The 14622-nt window shown below is 56.3% G+C and carries 17 protein-coding genes; 6 read left to right on the forward strand and 11 right to left on the reverse strand.

The genetic code is table 11. The features are described from left to right. Positions 1 to 298: 298 nt before the first annotated feature. From JN12_RS17055 to JN12_RS17070, 4 genes are all read left to right on the forward strand, one after another. Complete coding sequence (locus tag JN12_RS17055) at positions 299 to 682, forward strand: response regulator (RefSeq protein WP_145025065.1); 384 nt, start codon at positions 299 to 301, stop codon at positions 680 to 682. Positions 683 to 860: 178 nt separating this feature from the next. Beyond that, complete coding sequence (locus JN12_RS17060) at positions 861 to 2456, forward strand: PilT/PilU family type 4a pilus ATPase (protein ID WP_170242012.1); 1596 nt, start codon at positions 861 to 863, stop codon at positions 2454 to 2456. 76 nt (positions 2457 to 2532) lie between these two features. Then, entirely contained in the window at positions 2533 to 3843 is a 1311-nt protein-coding gene (locus tag JN12_RS17065) for a hemolysin family protein (RefSeq protein ID WP_145024977.1), read from the forward strand. 38 nt (positions 3844 to 3881) lie between these two features. Then, positions 3882 to 4730: an energy transducer TonB gene (locus tag JN12_RS17070; protein ID WP_145024979.1), complete on the forward strand. Its 849-nt coding sequence runs from the start codon at positions 3882 to 3884 to the stop codon at positions 4728 to 4730. Here the strand turns inward: JN12_RS17070 and galU are convergent, their stop codons facing one another. The 10 genes from galU to JN12_RS17120 all read right to left on the reverse strand — a co-directional run bounded on the left by galU (position 4731) and on the right by JN12_RS17120 (position 10872). Continuing rightward, positions 4731 to 5600 (reverse strand): UTP--glucose-1-phosphate uridylyltransferase GalU, encoded by an 870-nt coding sequence (gene galU / locus JN12_RS17075; protein WP_145024981.1) that lies wholly within the window; start codon positions 5598 to 5600, stop codon positions 4731 to 4733. Positions 5601 to 5620: 20 nt separating this feature from the next. Then, positions 5621 to 6496 (reverse strand): methylenetetrahydrofolate reductase, encoded by an 876-nt coding sequence (locus JN12_RS17080; protein ID WP_145024983.1) that lies wholly within the window; start codon positions 6494 to 6496, stop codon positions 5621 to 5623. Positions 6497 to 6499: 3 nt separating this feature from the next. Then, positions 6500 to 7147 (reverse strand): methylenetetrahydrofolate reductase C-terminal domain-containing protein, encoded by a 648-nt coding sequence (locus JN12_RS17085; protein WP_145024985.1) that lies wholly within the window; start codon positions 7145 to 7147, stop codon positions 6500 to 6502. A gap of 81 nt (positions 7148 to 7228) precedes the next feature. Then, on the reverse strand, positions 7229 to 8071 hold the full coding sequence (folD, locus tag JN12_RS17090; RefSeq protein WP_145024987.1) for a bifunctional methylenetetrahydrofolate dehydrogenase/methenyltetrahydrofolate cyclohydrolase FolD: 843 nt from the start codon (positions 8069 to 8071) through the stop codon (positions 7229 to 7231). 130 nt (positions 8072 to 8201) lie between these two features. Next, the gene (locus JN12_RS17095) at positions 8202 to 8450 is read right to left on the reverse strand and encodes an FmdB family zinc ribbon protein (protein ID WP_145024989.1); all 249 of its coding nucleotides are present in this window, start codon (positions 8448 to 8450) and stop codon (positions 8202 to 8204) included. Between the two features lie 123 nt (positions 8451 to 8573). Then, positions 8574 to 9041, reverse strand: coding sequence for a CBS domain-containing protein (locus tag JN12_RS17100; RefSeq protein ID WP_145024991.1), 468 nt, complete (start codon positions 9039 to 9041; stop codon positions 8574 to 8576). A gap of 50 nt (positions 9042 to 9091) precedes the next feature. Continuing rightward, positions 9092 to 9409 carry a DUF167 domain-containing protein gene (locus tag JN12_RS17105; RefSeq protein WP_145024993.1) on the reverse strand — a complete coding sequence of 106 codons (318 nt, stop codon included), beginning with the start codon at positions 9407 to 9409 and terminating at the stop codon, positions 9092 to 9094. Beyond that, positions 9399 to 9848 (reverse strand): DivIVA domain-containing protein, encoded by a 450-nt coding sequence (locus JN12_RS17110; protein WP_145024995.1) that lies wholly within the window; start codon positions 9846 to 9848, stop codon positions 9399 to 9401. Before JN12_RS17110 ends, JN12_RS17105 begins: the two co-directional genes overlap by 11 nt. Further along, positions 9845 to 10159 carry a YggT family protein gene (locus JN12_RS17115; RefSeq protein ID WP_145024997.1) on the reverse strand — a complete coding sequence of 105 codons (315 nt, stop codon included), beginning with the start codon at positions 10157 to 10159 and terminating at the stop codon, positions 9845 to 9847. Before JN12_RS17115 ends, JN12_RS17110 begins: the two co-directional genes overlap by 4 nt. A gap of 146 nt (positions 10160 to 10305) precedes the next feature. Next, the gene (locus JN12_RS17120) at positions 10306 to 10872 is read right to left on the reverse strand and encodes an Hsp20/alpha crystallin family protein (RefSeq protein WP_145024999.1); all 567 of its coding nucleotides are present in this window, start codon (positions 10870 to 10872) and stop codon (positions 10306 to 10308) included. A gap of 234 nt (positions 10873 to 11106) precedes the next feature. Here JN12_RS17120 and JN12_RS17125 point away from each other — a divergent pair, with 234 nt between their 5' ends. Together JN12_RS17125 and JN12_RS17130 are read left to right on the forward strand one after the other, a co-directional pair. Next, positions 11107 to 12084, forward strand: coding sequence for a Tim44 domain-containing protein (locus JN12_RS17125; protein WP_145025001.1), 978 nt, complete (start codon positions 11107 to 11109; stop codon positions 12082 to 12084). A gap of 53 nt (positions 12085 to 12137) precedes the next feature. Beyond that, on the forward strand, positions 12138 to 13799 hold the full coding sequence (locus JN12_RS17130; RefSeq protein ID WP_145025003.1) for an AMP-binding protein: 1662 nt from the start codon (positions 12138 to 12140) through the stop codon (positions 13797 to 13799). Between the two features lie 64 nt (positions 13800 to 13863). Here the strand turns inward: JN12_RS17130 and JN12_RS17135 are convergent, their stop codons facing one another. Next, complete coding sequence (locus tag JN12_RS17135; RefSeq protein ID WP_145025005.1) at positions 13864 to 14457, reverse strand: 50S ribosomal protein L11 methyltransferase; 594 nt, start codon at positions 14455 to 14457, stop codon at positions 13864 to 13866. Positions 14458 to 14622: the final 165 nt, after the last annotated feature.

The following is a 14622-nucleotide window of genomic DNA, read 5'->3' on the forward strand; positions in this document are numbered from 1 at the left end:
GGGCCGATGGTACTGCACGGGTAGCTGTGTGGGAGAGTAGGTCGCCGCCGGGAATTTTTCACAAAGCCGCCAGTCCGAAAGGTCTGGTGGCTTTTTTTTTGCCAAACAAGCTGGCACGTATGGCGGGGAGCTGCGCTCAGTTATCGGTATATGGGGGACAGAGGAAATATGCGAATGTGGCTTGCTGCATGGCCGCTGATTGGATATAAGTAAGGAACGTGAATTATGGGGGCACAGCATGCCTGGCAGTATCCCGGCTGATTCCCACCCCCCTTACGTGGCCAGACGAGAAGAAATAATGAGTGTTCAAACGAATCAACCTATAGTCATGGTTATGGATGATGACGAAGATGTACGGTTCATTGCGGGAATACTTCTCAATAAACTGGGTTTTGCCATAGAGTTTGCCTCTTCGGGGGAAGAGGCCATTGAAAAATGTCAAAAGTCCTTCTCTGCAGGGGTTCGTTACAAAGCAGCAATCCTCGATCTTAATGTTCCCGGCGGAATGGGTGGCAGGGAGGCACTGCCCAGGCTCATTCAAATAGATCCGGATATTGTGGCCTATGTCTCGTGTGGTAACCCGTACGACGCTGTTGTTGAAAACCCTGAAGCGTTCGGATTCAAGGGCGCCATTAACAAACCGTTCCTGCCTGAACAGTTGAAGGTGCTGCTGGGAAAGTAGGTTTCACTTCTTCCCGCCTGTCTAACTCTCTCCTGACGATAACTGGCATCTCTCCATGGTGCCCGTGACCTTTCTCGTCACCAGGCTCCCTTTTTCGTGCCCTTTTTTGCTTCCCCCTTGCATTGCAGACATTTCTCTGGCACAAATGATGAAAATTAATGCTAATGCAGGGTGGGTTATGCCAAAGAAGAAACATGAGACGTCGCGAATTCCACGGATTGGGGATCTCTTTCTGGAATACGAATATATTACCAAGGATCAACTTGGTATTGCGTTGAAGCATTTGGATCAGACAGGCGGAAGACTAGGCTCAATTCTCCTGGAATTGGGGTATGTGAGCACAGAAGAACTGCTTGCCATCCTTGAGAAGAAGTTCGGGTTGCCCACGGCCAATCTGGAAAAATTGACCATACAACCCCATGTGTTGAAGATGATTCCCTATGAGCAGGTCATTAAACACAAGGTAATTCCAATCGCTATCGGCACGAAGAATATTTTCATGGCCATGGTCGAGCCGAATGATCCTGCCGCACTGGAAGACCTCGAATTCGCTCTCGGCAAGACCATCCAGCCCATTGTCGTTCCGTATGCACAGATGGAAAAGCTTCTGCAATATATCGAAGGGAAAGGCGGCGTGCTCGATCATCCGGTATCCGGGATGGAGATACTTGGGCGGGGAACACCAGCGGAGACGGATGAGGGACGGTCAAGCCTGATGAGATATCTGGAGATGCTGGTTCAGGAGCATGCTTCGGATTTGCTTCTTATCGCAGGCGTCCCCCCATGCTTTAAGAAAAATAATGAAATTTGCCGCCTTGCCTATCAACGTCTTACGCCGCACGACACGGCCGTTTTTGTTGATGAACTCCTGACCGCACCGCTCAAAGAACTGTTGGCGGCAGATGGCGATATCGATCTGGGAAAGACAATCCCCGGGCTCGGCCGTTTCAGGATCAATATTTTCAAGCAACGGGATTCTTACTCAATTGTCGTGCGCGGTATGCTTGAGGAGATACCGACACTGGAGCGCCTGGGGCTTGCCGATGGGCTTGCCGACTATGCCCTCAGGAATCAGGGGCTGATCCTGATCACGGGACCTGCCGGCCACGGGAAGAGTACAACGCTTGCAGCCCTGATCGATGCAATCAATGCGCACAGAAAATGTAATATCATCACCGTTGAGGACCCGATCGAGTTTCACCACACACATAAATTGAGCAACGTGAATCAACGGGAGGTCGGCAGGGATACCCCATCATTTCATCAAGGGCTCCATAGTATTTTCCGGCAGGCACCGGACGTCATTGTGATCGGGGAGTTGCGGGACCCCGAGACCATTGCCAGAGCACTTCATGCCGCAGAAACCGGACACCTGGTAATATCCACTCTGAACGCCAACTTTGCAACCACAGCTCTTGAGCGCATTGTTGATATATTTCCTGTCGAGCAGCAACAGCAGATCAGGGTTCAGTTGGCTGAGAATTTCCTGCTGATACTCAATCAACGCCTGATTCAGAAAAAAGATGGAACAGGCCGGACGCTTGCATATGAAAAACTTGTCAATTCTCCCCGGATAAAAGATATGATTCGTGAAGGAAAGGTCCATCAGTTCCGCTCTCTATTCAAAGAGTCGTCGGAAGAGTTTCAGTCGATTGATTCCAGCTTGGCGAAGCTTGTTGCTGAACAGGTCATTTCCTTTGAAGCAGGCAGTATGTTTTGTGAAAACGTACAGTATTTTAACGAATTGGTTTCCGCAGGCAGAGGGGAGATGTGATTGCTGCTGCAGGACCATCTGTAAGGTCAGTCAATATTAATCCCATCTGTCTGCCCGTAGTTATCAGAGAAGGATAGTGGATACTATATTTCTGCAAATTTTAGTCATTGTCTTTCTGATTATCCTTAACGGATTCTTCGCCTGTTCCGAATTTGCGATTATCTCCATCCGTAAGAGCAGAATAGCTCAACTTGTTTCCGTGGGTAATGAACGAGCCAAACTGGTTGAAGAACTTCAAAGCGATCCCCATCGCCTTCTCGCTGTAGTTCAGGTCGGCGTGACACTGGTGGGCTCCCTCGCATCAGCCATGGGGGGAATTATCGCCATTGAGCATATAAAACCATTTCTGCAACGTTCGCCTGTTGAGTTCCTGCATAACGGAGCGCAAGCGATCTCCATCGGGATCATGGTTACGATCATATCGTACGTCTCGTTGGTGCTTGGCGAGCTCGTACCGAAAAGCATCGGCCTTATGTACGCCGACACCCTGGCTCTGCAGATAATCAGGCCGCTGGTGTTTTTGGGCCGGATTGCGTCACTGTTCGTTTCGTTCCTATCGATTTCCAGCAAGGGTATTTTGTGGATTATGGGGATACGGGGAGACAACCGTCCTTTCATTACCCGCGAGGAAGTCCAGCTCATGGTCTCTGAGGGGCATGAGTCGGGCATCTTTACCGCAGCTGAAAACGAGTTTATCCAGAACATTTTTGATTTTACCCACACCAGTGTCCGCGAGGTGATGGTCCCCAGGACCCGCATGGCTGCCCTTGATCTCGATTTCGGTCGCGACGAGATGCTGCGCTTCATAGTGGAAAACCAGTATTCCCGTTATCCGGTTTACAGGGAGAGCATCGAGAGTGTGGAAGGCTTCATCCATGGCAAGGATTTTCTCGGTAAGATGGTGACTGACCCCGCGTTCCCGTTGGAAAGCATCATTCGTCCCCCGTTTTATGTGCCAGAAGGGAAAAAGGTCAATGACCTGCTCAAGGAAATGCAGCGCCAAAGGATTCATATGGCACTGGTGGTGGACGAGTATGGTGGCATAAGCGGCCTGGTGACCACCGAGGATCTGCTGGAAGAACTGGTTGGAGAAATTGAGGACGAGCATGATATCGGGGAGCCGCGCCGCGTGGAAACCCTGTCCGATGGCAGTCTCCGGGTGGATGCCCTGATCTCGGTAAACGATCTGAAGGACCTGCTGCACGTGACACTCCCGGACTCCGTCCCGTATGATACCGTTGCCGGACTCATTCTTGACGAGTTGGGGCGCTTTCCCGAGCGGGGGGAGCAGGTGCTCTGGAACGGGTATTTGCTGACCTGCGAAGAGGTGAAGAAAAATGCCATTGTAACGGTACGAATCGAAAAGAAAGGAGATGTGCCTCACTGAATATCCGGGCAGAAGACCGGACATGAGCCGCGCCCGCCATGAACGAACGGTATATCGAAAAATCCTTTCTGGTTCTCCTCGCCTGTTCCCTCCTGCTCCATCTGGGCGTTTTTTTACTGCTTCTTTCTTTGCCCGTTGAAAAAAAGAGTGAGCTGTCGGAACCGTTGATGGTGGATCTCCAGGATCTTCCCGAGCTCAAGGCGAAAAAGCCCGCACCGGGACCTCCCGTCCGCCACCAGGCCGAAGAACGACGCCGGGTGCCACGGGAGACCGCTCCACGTGGTATGGCCGAGCGAGACCGTGTGATCGCCCCTGCACAACCGACCGTGCCGGCCTATCGGCCACCAACGCGGGAGCAGCTCATGCCGCAGCGGCCGACGGAACGGGGCGAGGCACCAGCAGAACCGTCGCCAAAGGAAGAACTGTTCAGGCCCAAAGCGAGACGCGGCGGGGAACAACAGCCGAAACTCGTGCCGAGTGCCACTGCCATGGCCAGGCTGGAGGAGGAATACCGGCGCCAATATGCGCCCGACGTGGCGGAAGGCGCCACCCGCTTTCTCAATACCGACGACATCCTGTTCGGATCGTTTCTGCGGCGATTCGAAACAGCGGTCTATGGGGTGTGGCGCTATCCTTCAGAGGCTGCTAAGTTGGGTATCGAGGGGGTGACGCCGGTGCGGATTACCTTCAATCGCAATGGCGAGATTATCCAGAAGGAAATTCTCCAGAGCTCGGGCAGCAGGATACTGGACGAAGAGGTGCTGCGGACCCTCGGCCAGATCGGGCCGGTTGGCCGTTTCCCACGGGGATACGACAAGGACAGCTTCAATCTGATCGCCTTTTTCCGTTACGGCATCGTCAGGGGGGGGACCCGCTCCCTGCATTGATCAACAGCAGCCGAGCCTCTCCCGCAGATATTTTTCGAACTCTCCATGGAACTCCTCCCGTTTGAGCGCCAGGTCCACCGTCGCCTTCAGGAAACCGAGCTTGTCCCCGCAATCATGGCGGGTCCCTTCGAAACGGCAGCCATAGATCGCTTCGTCGCGGGACAGGGTGCGGATGGCGTCGGTCAGCTGAATCTCCCCTCCTTTGCCGGGTGTCTGTTTTTGCAGAATTGGAAAGATCTCCGGGGTGAGGATGTAGCGGCCGATGATGGCCAGGTCGGATGGGGCGTCTTCAGGCAGCGGTTTTTCCACCAGGTCGGTGACCTCGAAGATGCGATCGGAGATGGGAGTGGCCTGTACGCAACCGTAAGAGGAGATGTTCTCCATCGGCACCTGTTCCAGGGCCAGGACGGTGCCGCGGTATTTCCGGTAGACATCGAGGAGCTGGCCCAGGCAGGGCCGGCCGCCGTCGATGATATCGTCTCCCAGGAGAACGGCAAAAGGCTCGTTGCCAATGAAGTCCCGGGCGCAGAGGATGGCGTGACCGAGTCCGAGTGCCTGTTTCTGGCGGACGTAGAAGATGTCCACCATTTCGGCGATCTCTCGTATCTGTGACAGTTCGGCGTCTTTCCCCTTGTCGTAGAGGAGCGCCTCAAGTTCGAAGGCGATGTCGAAATGGTCTTCCAGGGCACGCTTGCCCCGGCCGGTGACGAAGAGAATCTGCTCGATGCCGGCAGCAACGGCCTCTTCCACGACATACTGCACCAGCGGCTTGTCGATGAGGGGGAGCATCTCTTTTGGTGATGCCTTGGTTGCCGGGAGGAACCTGGTGCCAAGGCCCGCAACCGGGAATACGGCTTTTTTAACTTGCATGGGGTGTTCCTCCAGCTGAATCAGTTGATTTCGAGATCATTCACAATCTGCGGGATGACATCTTCCCGGCCCATTGCCATGAGATGAATGCCGTCGCAGAGCGGGGTCAGTCCCCGGGCCAGGCGTGTGGCGATGGCCACGCCAGTGCCAAGCTGGTCAGCCGACCCTTCCAGCTCGGCAACCAGTTCATCGGGAACGGTGAGCCCGGGGATGTTCCGGTTGATGTATCTGGCCATGCCTGCGGATTTGAGAACAATGATGCCGGCAATGACCTTGACCCCCAAAGGTTGGACCAGTTCGCGGAACCGCGCGAATTTTGACAGATCAAAGATTGCCTGTGTCTGCAAGAAGGCAGCGCCGCTGGCGACCTTCTTGGCAAGTTTGTAGCGGGTCGGCTCGAACGGTTCCGCCTCCGGGGCTGCGGCGGCTCCGGGGAAAAATGCCGGGGTGCTGTCAAGCGCCCTGCCCGAGAGGTCCTGGCCGTTGTTGAGCCTTGCAATGGTGTCCAGGAGTTGGACCGAATCGAGGTCAAAGACCGGCTTCCCTTCCGGGTGGTCACCGAATGAGATGTGATCGCCGGTCAGTGCCAGGATGTTGGTGATCCCCAGGGCTGCCGCGCCGAGCAGGTCGCTCTGCAGCGCCAGACGGTTCCTGTCCCGGCAGGTGATCTGGTAGATGGGCTCGATCCCTTCCCTGACAAGTAGTGCGGCCGCTGCCAGGGGGGAGATGCGCATGTTCGCCCCCTGGTTGTCGGTAACGTTGATGGCGTCAACCAGGGGTGCCAGCGTGCGCGCCGTTGCCAGGAACTGGCCGCAGTCACACCCCTTGGGAGGGCAGACTTCGGTGGTTACGACGAGTTGTCCGGTAGTGAGTTTTTCCCGAAAGCGGTTTCCCATGGGTCAGCGGTCCAGTTTCAATGAGCGGGGTGAGCGGCAGGAGGAGTAATCTTTGGGGGCGACGCTGTTCTGCAGGGCCGCTTCAGCCCCTTGCCGCTGCAGGCGCTGGAAGATCTGCACCCAGGCGCATTCCTTTTCCGGAGAGGTTTCGCAATGCCCCTGGTCCATTCCTCCGCACGGGCCATTGAGGAGCCCTTTGGGGCAGGCGGTGACCGGGCAGATGCCGCCCGTCCGGGTCAGGAGACAGGTCCCGCAGAGGGAGCAGCGCTGCTCGAACTGCCCGAAACGCAGGATGTTGCCGAGAAAAAGGGTGTCCAGGCCGGCAACGGTTTTTTTGTCCAAACTGGACGATACGGACTGGACGCCGGCGCCACAGGCTAGGACGAGAAACGCATCGGCATCTTCCACCATATCCTTCTTGCCCCGCAGGTCGCGCTGGGCCCGGAGCATGTGGCACGCCTCGTCAATGATCAGTGAGCCGGTCACCTCCTTGCCAACAGCGGCAAGCGACTCCTGCATCTTCCAGATTTCTTCCTCGCCGCCGGACTTGCAGACCGTGGCACACTTGGCACAGCCAACCAGAAATATCCTCTGGCTCCCGTCCAGTTGTGCAAGGAGTTCATCGAAAGGCTTTTGCCTGCTGACGATCATGTTGAATCCGTGACTGGTGACTCGTAACTGGCGACTGGTGACTGGTCAATCCGAAAGGGCTTTCCAGTCACGAGTTACGAGTCACCGTTTTTTCGCCGATTCGACGGTGTTGTAGAGGAGCATGGTAATGGTCATGGGGCCGACCCCGCCCGGGACCGGCGTGATGGCGCTGGCACGTTCGGCTGCAGCGCCATATTCCACGTCGCCTACCAGCTTTTTTTCACCGACCCGGTTTACCCCCACGTCGATAACCACGGCCCCTTCCTTTATCCAGCTCCCCTTGATCATCTCCGGCTGACCAACGGCCGCAATTACCACATCGGCCTGGCCGACCTTGGCAGCGAGATCCTTGGTCCTTGAGTGGCAGATGGTGACGGTGGCATTTTGTTGCAGACACATGAGGGCAACCGGCTTGCCGACGATGTTGGAGCGGCCGACCACGACCACTTCCTTGCCGGCGAGGTCGATGCCCGTTTCCTTCAGCATGACCATTACGCCGTAAGGGGTACAGGGTTGGAACGTCGGCTTGCCGATCATCAACCGCCCGACGTTATAGGGGTGAAATCCGTCGGCATCCTTGTTCGGGGAAATGGCTTCCAGCACCTTTTCCGCGTTGATCTGTTTGGGAAGGGGGAGCTGGACCAGAATGCCATGAATGCGGGGATCGTTATTCAGTCGGTCGATGAGGGCAAGGAGGTCTGCCTCGGTCGTGTTCGCGGGGAGTTTATGTTCGTCCGAGAATATCCCCACGTCGGCGCAGGCCTTTTCCTTCATGCTGACGTAGACCTTGCTGGCAGGGTCTTCTCCAACGAGCACTACCGCCAGTCCGGGAGTGATCCCATTCGCCTTCAAGGTGGTAACATCCCGGGAAATTTCCTGTCTGATCCTGGCAGCGATGGCCTTGCCGTCTATTATGGTCGCCATGCGTCTCTCCTTGCCTTTTGAATAAGGGTGCATAATAGGAAACGCCCCATGGTTTGTAAAGGGCTTTCCCCGTGGCTGCAGACAAAAAAATCCCCCTTGCGGGGGATTGGGAGCGCTATTGGCAGGTATGTCAGGCTGCGGATGGACAACCGGCGCAGCTGCCGCCGGACGGGCAGGTCGGGGCTTCGCTTTTCTTGTTCCCGTTGCCGTATCCTTCGGCATACCAGCCGCCACCCTTCAGGCTGAAGGCCGTTGATGAGATCAGTTTCTGGACTTCCCCGCCGCATTCGGGACACCGGTTTGCGGGCGGATCTGAAAATTTCTGGCGAAGCTCAAAGTGGTGTTCGCATGATTGACACTGGTATTCATAGATGGGCATGGTTAACCAACCTCCTCAACAACGTTTTTCTATTCATTAATATAGTGACGGAGGCATTCATTTGTCAAGAGTGGTAACAAGTTTCGGTAGAGAAACTCATCGGTTGGCCATGGGGGCGAGTTTTCAGCTGTCGAGGCAGGTTGCCAGGGCAAACAGCACCCGTGATCGGTAGATGACGCCAACGACCCCATTGTTCTTGACGACCGGAATCCGCTGAAAGCGGTGCTTGACGAACAGTTCGGCGACGTCCAGCAGATCGGCATCTTCGGTCACGGAAATTGCCTGCCAGTCCATGATCTCTTCCACCAGCTTTTCACGAACCTGTTTGCAGAGCTCCGTGTCGACGGTTGAGGGAGCCTCTGCCTCTATGCACCTGGTTGTGCGGGCGCAAGCCAGCAGGACCTTGATGATGGTGAGAGGGGAAAGAATGCCTGCCAGGTTGCCCTTTTCATCCACCACAATCAGTCCTGGTGCCGTGTTCAGGTTTTCTTCCTTGGCCAGATTCTTCCTGAGAATCAGGTATGCTTCTCTGACGGTGGCTTTCCGGGAGATGACCGGCACCGTGGTGACCATGATGTCTTTAGCCTTCATCGGTATGCTGCTCCTTGACAGGGATTCGGGTAGCCGTGAATGGACGAATATCACGCACTGCGTTCCAAAAGTTCCAGGAGTTCCCGGGTTGTGACGCCGCGGGCACGAACGGTCTTGTGGCGTGAATGGGCGCCGGCAACGATGCTGATACTGGATTTCGCCACCCCCAGCAGCCCGGCGAGAAAGGTTATACAGAGTTTGTTGGCGGCATCCTCTACCGGGGGGGAGGTGAGGCGAAGCCGGATGGCGTCATTGACCACCCCGCACAATTCGTTCTTGCTGGCCCTGGGCTGGACATGGACCGGAAAGGTGATGCCATTCCCGTCTTCCCGGATGGGAATGGTGCTGCCGTCGCTCCTATTCATCATTGAACGAAAGCATTTTGCCGTGATTGTCCAGCAGCGATCTCAGCGACGTCTCGAACTGGAATTTCTGACGTTTGAGTTCCTGGATCTGGCCGTTCAACTGGGAGAGGTTTTTCTCGGCGTCGGCAACTATCCGTTCAGCCTTAAGCTCCGCCTCAGAGATGATAAGTGTGGCTTCTTTCTGGGCATTGTTCTTCATCTCCTCAGTAATCTTCTGGGCGGCCAGCATCGTTTCCCGCAGTTGCCCCTCTTGCCGGGCCATTTCCTCCAGCTCTTGCGTGGCCCGCCGTTGTTGCTCCTTGAGTTCGCTGTTTTCCCTGATGAGATTTTCCATCTGCTGGGCAATCGTCTGGAGAAAGGCGTCAACGTCTTCCGGGTCGAGACCTCCGAGCATCTTTCCTTTGAACTGTTGCTGCTGAATGTCGAGCGGGGTGATTTTCAATGGAATCCTCCGCCCATCTTCATCCGGTAGCCAACATCATAGAGCGAGTCGACGGCAAACTTCTGCAGGAAGATGATGATCAGGATCACCACCATCGGGGACAGGTCCAGGCCGCCCAGATTCGGGAGTTTGCTGCGAACCCGGTCGAGAACCGGTTCCGTTACCCTGGTGAGGAAGCTGACGATGGGGTTGTAGGGATCGGGATTCACCCAGGAGATAATGGCCCTGCCGATGATCAGATACATGTAAATAGTGAGGAGGATGTCGGCGAGTCTGGCAACAGCGACGAGAAAATTGGCAAATATGAACATTAAGGGCTCCCGGATGCTAACACACCGAAAACTTATACAGAGTCATGCCCTTTCTGTCAAGGCGTACCCCTCTGCCATCGAGACGCAGGCAGGGGGAACCTGTGATTCCCCCTGCCTGCCACCTTGAACCCACTGTTGCGATCAATTCATTCGATGTCAATATGCCGTACTTGGGATTTGTTTTCTTCTCGCGGGATCCTGACTTCCAGTACTCCGTCCACGAAATGGGCCTTGACACCCTCTGCCTTGACCCCTTCGGGAAGTCGTACGGTGCGGCTGAAAGAACCGTAGGCACGCTCCAGTCTGATAAAGTCCTTGCGCTCCACGGACCCTTCGGATCTCTTTTCCCCGGAAATGGTGAGCATGTTGTTGCTGAGTCGGACATCCACCTCGTCACGCTTCATTCCGGGAAGTTCAGCCTTTACCACTACCTCGTTGCCTTCTTCAAAGACATCGACCGATGGGGAAATATCACCCTTCATCCCCAGGTCCTGGAACATGTGCCGGAACGGCATCAGTCGAAAGCCGGAGAATGGCCTTGCAAAAGACTCTTCCATCCACCGTTCCATTTCAGTCAGCGTCGACAGGATGTTCCGTTCGATGGCCGGCAGATTTCCCCCTTCTACAATGGTCGGTGCACTGGTGGACGGCTTGCCGGTATGGCGGACCGGCACCTCGGTTCTGGCCGACTTCAGAGCCGTCAGTTTCTTCATATACCGACACCTCCTTTCAACCCGTATCTAACCTCTGAAAAAATTATATAGATAATTGAAGATGGATGTCAATAGCTGCCGTGGAGTTCCGATCATCTTGAATGATCAGTGGTATTTGTTCCTTGACTTTAACCTGATCGTGATTACATTATTGCGACTATTGTCACGCAGGTCATCCATGGTTGCCGGACTGGGCAAAAACTGCTCCTGTACCGGCAGAAACGAGGAAGATATATGAAACGAATCATGATCCGATTGTTGTCAATAGCGGCACTGACTCTGCTGGTGGGAGTGAGTGTGGGGCAAGGGTATGCAGAGGCCCGTTTCGGCGGCGGCCGATCGATGGGGAGCCGTGGATCGAGAAGCTATTCGCGCCCGTCGAGTCCCTATTCTCAGCCAGCTCCTTCCGCGCAGCCGACACCCCAGAGACCTGCCACGCCCTACCAGCAGCCCCAACCGGCCAGCGGCGGTTTCTTCCGTAACATGGCCGGCGGCGTCATGGGCGGGATGTTGGGTGGTATGTTAGGGGGGATGCTGTTCCGCGGCATGGGTTTCGGCGGCGGATGGGGCGGCGGTGTCGGTGGCAGCGGCATTGGCCTGTTCGAAATCGTCCTTCTGGCAGGGATCGGCTATCTCATCTACCGCTTCGTCAAGGCCCGCCGCCAGGAGGCAACAATCTACCGGGGAGACTTCCAGCAAAGCAGTTATGAACAGCCGACTCTGCACCAGTACCAGGAACCGCCCCAACTGCAGGCAACGGCCGGTGACGACCTGGCCCGGGGGATTTCCCATATCCGGCAGATGGATGCCTCGTTTGACGAGGCCCGGTTCAATGATCAGGTGATGGATAGTTTCTTCCGGATCCAGGGGGCCTGGATGCATCGGGACCTGACCCCGGTTGCCACCCTCCTCACTCCGGAGATGCGACGCATCATGCAGGACGATGTGGATCGGCTCCTGCGGGAAAAGCGGATCAACCGGCTGGAGAACATCGCGGTCAGAAACGTGGAGATCACCGAGGCGTGGCAGGAGCAGGGGTGGGACTTCGTTACCGCGCTCATTTATGCCAACCTGCTCGATTACACCACCGATGAGACGGGTACGGTCGTCGGCGGGAGCAACGTAGAGCCGGTGAAGTTCGAGGAATATTGGACCTTTGCCCGGGTAATCGGGGCAAGCGAGTGGCAGTTGACCGCCATTGACCAGAAGTAGCTGAGGCAGAGCGGTGGGTGTCCCGCAATCACCTTTCCCTGAAGGAGCACTCTATGGCACAACAGCTTGAATTTACCGTTGGCGGGCTGCTGGATCACATTGCGGCCGCGTATCCCGGTCATGATGCCCTCGTGTATCCCGAACGGGATATTCGCTATTCCTATGCCGAGTTCAATCAGCGTTGTCGTCAGGTTGCCAAGGGTCTGCTGCGTCTGGGGGTAAAGAAGGGGGACAACGTATCCATCTGGGCCTACAATGTTCCGGAATGGGCCATGCTCCAGTTTGCCACGGCCAAGATCGGCGCGATTCTTGTCACCGTGAATACGAGCTACAAGTCGGCAGAGCTGGAATATATCCTCAACCAGTCGGATACGTCGACCCTCTTTCTGGTCAAGACGTTCAAGGATACCGATTATGTCGAGACGCTCTACGAGGTGGTGCCGGAGCTTCGGCAGAGCGAGCCGGGCAAGGTGGCGAGCGCAACATTGCCGTTTTTGAAGAATGTCGTGTTTATCGGCGAGCAGACGCCCTCCGGGATGGTCAACTTCGACCTACTCCTCGAACTGGGCAAAGACGTCCCCGATGCCGAACTGGCAGCGGTCGAGGCCACGCTGGATCGGCACGACGTGATCAACATGCAGTATACCTCCGGCACCACCGGGTTCCCCAAGGGGGTGATGCTGACCCACTATAACCTCGTCAACAACGGCTTCCACATCGGTGAGTGCATGAAGTTCACCGAGAACGACCGCCTCTGCATCCCGGTGCCGTTCTTCCACTGCTTCGGCTGTGTGCTCGGCGTCATGGCCTGCGTGACCCACGGCTCCGCCATGGTGCCGGTGGAGATCTTCGATCCGCTGAAGGTGCTCCGGACCGTCGAGAAGGAGCGCTGCACCGCGGTCCACGGGGTTCCGACCATGTTCATTGCCGAGTTGGAACACCCGGAGTTCGGCAGGTTCGACCTTACCTCCTTACGGACCGGCATCATGGCAGGTTCCGTCTGTCCGATCGAGGTGATGAAGCGCGTCGTGAAAGATATGCACGTCACCGAGATTACCAGCGTTTATGGCCAGACAGAGTCCTCACCCGGCATCACCCAGACCCGGACCGCGGACTCCATCGAGCTGCGGGTGGCGACCGTGGGCCGGGCGCTTCCCGGCGCCGAGGTGAAGATCATCGATATCGAGACCGGCGCCGCCCTGCCGCCAGGCAAGCAGGGAGAGCTCTGTGCCCGCGGCTACATGGTGATGAAGGGGTACTACAAGATGCCGGAGGAGACCGCCAAGGTGATCGACAGCGACGGCTGGCTCCACACCGGGGACCTGGCGATCATGGACGAGAACGGTTACTGCAAGATCACCGGCCGGATCAAGCAGATGATCATCCGCGGCGGCGAGAATATCTACCCCAAGGAGATCGAGGAATTTCTGTACACCCACCCGAAGGTCTCCGACATCCAGGTCTACGGGGTCCCGGACCGGAAGTACGGGGAGCAGGTCATGGCAGCCATCATCCTCAAGAAGGGGGTGGAGATGACCGAGGATGAGGTCACGGAGTTCTGCCGGGGAAAGATTGCCAACTACAAGATCCCCAAGTACGTGAAGTTTGTCGACGGCTACCCGATGACCGCCAGCGGCAAGATCCAGAAATTCAAGTTACGGGAGATGGCGATCAAGGAGTTGCATCTGGAGGATGAGGCGTCTGCTTCCGTCTGACCCGGAAACGTCGCGAGAAAGTCTCAAAACGCCCGTCAGCAACTAATGACGGGCGTTTTACGTGTCATCTCTTCCGCCAGAGATAGGTGACGTACTCTTCCATGATCCTGCTGTTCACCAGTTCACACCCCTGGTTGTCATAGCGGCGCCAGATGTCGTACTTGTCCTGGAGGGGGATGCCGGAGAGAAGAATGCTCCCTCCTGGGCGGGTGAGGCTGACCAACTGGTCGGCAACCGCCAGGAGGATGTCGGCATAGATGTTGGCCAGGATCAGATCGAACTGGTGATTGGCCAGGCAGGCAAGCTCGCCGCAGACGGTGAGCACCCTGCGTTCTTCCCGGTTGATCCGGACGTTGTCGTGACAGGACGTTGCTGCCCGCCAGTCAAGGTCGATCGCGACAACCGAAGCGGCCTGCAGCTTGGCTGAGGCAATGGCCAGGATGCCGGTGCCGCTTCCCAGATCGAGGACCCGGGCGCCGGCAACTCCGGGAAGGCTTCTCATTACCTCCAGGCAGGAGGCGGTCGTCTCGTGCTCGCCCGAGCCGAAGGCCCCCCTTTTCCCCAAAAAAAGCGGGATACCATTGTCCGGCGCCGGTGCCCCTTCGGGAACAATGGTGAAACCGCCGATGGTCGACGGCTCAAAAATACGACCACTCATGTCGAGTCCTCCGAGGGCAACCCTACCCGTTTTTCCGGTCAAAAAAAAGCTAAAATCACGACTGTCAGCAGAGTGGTTTTGTTGAAATACCGTTGAATGCAGGTTTGCTCTGGACAGGGGGCAAAGAGTTGTGTATACAGTTCGCGTGCCGGCTCATGCCGCGCA

The sequence above is a fragment of the Geobacter argillaceus genome (assembly GCF_007830735.1).
GTDB classification, from domain to species: Bacteria; Desulfobacterota; Desulfuromonadia; order Geobacterales; family DSM-12255; genus Geomobilibacter; species Geomobilibacter argillaceus.

Coding starts and splice junctions, on each gene's coding strand:
- JN12_RS17125 (WP_145025001.1), top strand. CDS start 11,107: ATGAAACGAATCATGATCCGATTGTTGTCAATAGCGGCACTGACTCTG.
- folD (WP_145024987.1), bottom strand. CDS start 8,071: ATGGCGACCATAATAGACGGCAAGGCCATCGCTGCCAGGATCAGACAG.
- JN12_RS17060 (WP_170242012.1), top strand. CDS start 861: ATGCCAAAGAAGAAACATGAGACGTCGCGAATTCCACGGATTGGGGAT.
- JN12_RS17095 (WP_145024989.1), bottom strand. CDS start 8,450: ATGCCCATCTATGAATACCAGTGTCAATCATGCGAACACCACTTTGAG.
- JN12_RS17080 (WP_145024983.1), bottom strand. CDS start 6,496: ATGGGAAACCGCTTTCGGGAAAAACTCACTACCGGACAACTCGTCGTA.
- JN12_RS17070 (WP_145024979.1), top strand. CDS start 3,882: ATGAACGAACGGTATATCGAAAAATCCTTTCTGGTTCTCCTCGCCTGT.
- JN12_RS17105 (WP_145024993.1), bottom strand. CDS start 9,409: ATGATGAATAGGAGCGACGGCAGCACCATTCCCATCCGGGAAGACGGG.
- JN12_RS17055 (WP_145025065.1), top strand. CDS start 299: ATGAGTGTTCAAACGAATCAACCTATAGTCATGGTTATGGATGATGAC.
- JN12_RS17115 (WP_145024997.1), bottom strand. CDS start 10,159: ATGTTCATATTTGCCAATTTTCTCGTCGCTGTTGCCAGACTCGCCGAC.
- galU (WP_145024981.1), bottom strand. CDS start 5,600: ATGCAAGTTAAAAAAGCCGTATTCCCGGTTGCGGGCCTTGGCACCAGG.
- JN12_RS17085 (WP_145024985.1), bottom strand. CDS start 7,147: ATGATCGTCAGCAGGCAAAAGCCTTTCGATGAACTCCTTGCACAACTG.
- JN12_RS17130 (WP_145025003.1), top strand. CDS start 12,138: ATGGCACAACAGCTTGAATTTACCGTTGGCGGGCTGCTGGATCACATT.
- JN12_RS17120 (WP_145024999.1), bottom strand. CDS start 10,872: ATGAAGAAACTGACGGCTCTGAAGTCGGCCAGAACCGAGGTGCCGGTC.
- JN12_RS17135 (WP_145025005.1), bottom strand. CDS start 14,457: ATGAGTGGTCGTATTTTTGAGCCGTCGACCATCGGCGGTTTCACCATT.
- JN12_RS17100 (WP_145024991.1), bottom strand. CDS start 9,041: ATGAAGGCTAAAGACATCATGGTCACCACGGTGCCGGTCATCTCCCGG.